Source organism: Azonexus sp., from assembly GCF_036170495.1.
Taxonomy (GTDB): Bacteria; Pseudomonadota; Gammaproteobacteria; order Burkholderiales; family Rhodocyclaceae; genus Azonexus.
Genome location: NZ_JAVHPH010000297.1, coordinates 1 through 2,757 on the forward strand (window position 1 = coordinate 1; position 2,757 = coordinate 2,757).

Here is a 2,757-nt window from a genome sequence, read left to right on the forward strand (position 1 = left end):
TCCTTATGACAGCGCCCAGCTTAAACCGCTGTCTTGAAAACGGGGACCACTATAGGATGCCATCAGGCCAGACCAAGCATTTCGTTTAATCGAGCAAGTCGAGGCTGGGCGCATCTCCCTGACTCAGGCCTTCTCCACTTTGCGGATACTCTTGTGACAACAGTTTTTATATATCAATAACACTTACATCGGAACGCACTCTTCTGCACAGTTTTGTCCCAGGCAACTCAAATGGATGTCTCCTAACCATTGGTTTGCTGCCCGCGAATGAACTTGATTGTGTGCGTCGGCTTTGGGCACCCACCTGCCATCCGACAATTGTTGGTCAAGAGGAACCTTTTATTGGCCGGCGTCGGATCGGTTGATTTCAATTTTGGGTATTTTTTCCGGTTGACCGTGGAACCCAGCGCTATCGCGGTTTTGCGCGAATGAGTCGTGCCGCCGGCTGATGGCAACGGGGCAAAACCCGGCCAAGAGAGCGTTCGGCGACGGTTCATTGGCGCCGTCCTCAAGGGACTGGCGCTGGTGCCGGAGGCGCGTGGCCTTAGCGCGGCATGGTGCTGCTGAAGGCGTAGAAGCTGGCCGGTTCGCTGCCGTGGTTGGCGCTGTTGCGCCGGTAGACCAGCCAGCGATCGTCACGCAGGCGCCAGGCCGACATCCGTTCGCTGAAAGTGACCACCGGCTGGGTTGTCTCGCCGGTGCTGGTTTGGGTGAGCAGAAAGCGATGGCAGGTGAAGCAGGGCTTGTCGTCGGCGTCGTAGCCCACGGCGCGTTCGGCACTGATTTGGTATTCGCGGTAGTGGGCGTAATACAGCGGCGCTTCGACGGCGTTCAACCATTCGGCGGGCAGATCTTCCTGCCAGATTCGCGCATCCGGGGTGCCGCCTTTGCAGCCGGGTTCTTTGACCAAATTGCTGGAGCTGGCGTTTCCGGGCAAAGAGTTCATGGCGGAGGGTGAGTGCAGGAAAAGGTTAGGGCTGGCTGGACGGTGGCAATCAGGCGTCGAAATGCATCGCGAGGCTGGCCAGTACCTTGGGCAGCGGCAGGTTTTCTTCGCTTTCCAGGATGCCCGGCACCGGGTGCGGGTATTCGTAGAAGATGCCGTAGGTGCCGCTGCGCTGGCCGTGCAGATAAACATGGGCGCGCAGGGTGGCGATTTCGGCGTGGCGCAGGGTGACGATGTGCGGATCGTCGCCGGCGTCCGGCTCGATGTCGCAGGCCTGGGCGATGCGCTCGTCGAGCGAGACGAGGACACGGCGAATTTCGCGGGATTTGGGGGCGGCCCAGGGGTTGGCGTTCATGGCAGTAGCTCCGCTTGGATTTGGGCCAGCCAGGTGTTGATGCGCTCTTCGGTCAGCAGGGGTTGGTGATGCTGATCGAGGGCCAGGCCGAGAAAGTCGTCGCCATCAACCGCCTGCGAGGTGGTGAAGTCGTAGCCGGCGGTCGGCCAGCGGCCGACAACACGGGCGCCGCGGGCGACCACGGCGTCGTGGATGAGGCCGATGGCGTCGACAAATTCTTCGGCGTATTTCTTCTGGTCGCCAAGGCCGAAGATGGCGATGGTCTTGCCGGACAGGTCGGCGCCGGCCAGTTGCGGCAGGAACTCCTCCCAACTTGGCTGGCTGAGGCCGACCGATTGGCCGGGCAGTTCGCCATCGCCGAGCGTCGGGCTGCCGACGATGAGCGCATCGTAGGCGAGGAAATCTGCCAGCGTCGTCCGGCCGATATTGACCGGCGCATCGACGAGTCCTGGCAACTGAGCACCCAGCTTTTTCGCCATCTGCTTGGCGATCAGCCGGGTGCGGCCGGTGTCGGTGCCGAAGAAGATTCCAATTTTGGCCATTTTTACGGGTTGACCGTGGAATCCTGCGTCAGCTCGTCGGGCAGGCAGCCGATGGGGGCGCCGAGGCTGCCATCCGGGCCGTTTTCAAACTGGACCAGATAGATTTCCTTGGTTTCGTCCATTTCGGCGACGCCAAAATGGACGACGACGCCGCGCAGGCCGGAAGGCACGATCAAGGCTTCTTCATCGTCGAAGCCGGGCATGCCGCCGTCGTTGAAGATGTCTTCAGCCGCGAAGACCATGTCGCCGATGTGATATTGCTGGACGGTCGTTTCCATGATCTCAGGCCCAGACGTCAGGCGGTGCCAGCAGGCGCTCGACCGGCTGATCGAACATCAGGTGCTCGTCGATGATGACACCGACGTCTTCCGGCTTGACGCCGGTGTACATGATGCCTTCCGGGTACACCAGCACGCTCGGGCCGAGGTGGCAGGGGCCGAGGCAGCCGGTGTTGGTCAGCGCGAAGCCCGAGGCCCACAGATTGCGGGCGGTGAATTCATCGGAAAACGCCTGCCAGGTGGTGCCGCAGCCCTTTTCCTGGCAAGAGCCGCGCGGATGGCCGGCAGGGCGTCCCTGGACGCAGACGAGGACGTGTTTCTTCGGTTTTGGCATGGAGCTCTCCTGGTTGATGGTCAACCTATTGCAAGGGGAGTGCCAGATTTAAGTTACATTGATTCAATGGCTTGCATTGTGTTGTTGTGTCGCGTTTGCGACAAGTGTGGTTTTGGTGTGGCAATTGGCAGGGGGTTCCGCCCTTGCGGGGCGTCTTACTTTTTCTTGCTTCGCCAAGAAAAAGTAAGCAAAAAGAAGGCGACCCTGGGTCGGTGCCGGCTGCGCCGGTTCCCTGCGCTACTCGGGACTGGCGGGGGCTGCGGAACTCGGGCTGCGCCCTCAGACAGTCCTCGCCCTTTATC

General features: G+C 60.9%; 5 protein-coding genes. All 5 read right to left on the reverse strand.

The genetic code is table 11. The annotated features are described in order from the left end of the window. Positions 1 to 544: 544 nt before the first annotated feature. Positions 545 to 910: a hypothetical protein gene (locus tag ADADOO_RS10820; RefSeq protein ID WP_511277459.1), complete on the reverse strand. Its 366-nt coding sequence runs from the start codon at positions 908 to 910 to the stop codon at positions 545 to 547. Between the two features lie 85 nt (positions 911 to 995). Further along, positions 996 to 1,301: a hypothetical protein gene (locus ADADOO_RS10825; RefSeq protein ID WP_511277461.1), complete on the reverse strand. Its 306-nt coding sequence runs from the start codon at positions 1,299 to 1,301 to the stop codon at positions 996 to 998. Next, positions 1,298 to 1,843 (reverse strand): flavodoxin, encoded by a 546-nt coding sequence (locus ADADOO_RS10830; RefSeq protein WP_511277463.1) that lies wholly within the window; start codon positions 1,841 to 1,843, stop codon positions 1,298 to 1,300. The genes ADADOO_RS10825 and ADADOO_RS10830 overlap by 4 nt, the downstream gene beginning before the upstream one ends. Positions 1,844 to 1,845: 2 nt before the next feature. Next, positions 1,846 to 2,121: a nitrogen fixation protein NifZ gene (locus ADADOO_RS10835; protein WP_511277464.1), complete on the reverse strand. Its 276-nt coding sequence runs from the start codon at positions 2,119 to 2,121 to the stop codon at positions 1,846 to 1,848. 4 nt (positions 2,122 to 2,125) lie between these two features. Then, positions 2,126 to 2,455 carry a (2Fe-2S) ferredoxin domain-containing protein gene (locus ADADOO_RS10840; RefSeq protein WP_511277466.1) on the reverse strand — a complete coding sequence of 110 codons (330 nt, stop codon included), beginning with the start codon at positions 2,453 to 2,455 and terminating at the stop codon, positions 2,126 to 2,128. Positions 2,456 to 2,757 lie beyond the last annotated feature (302 nt).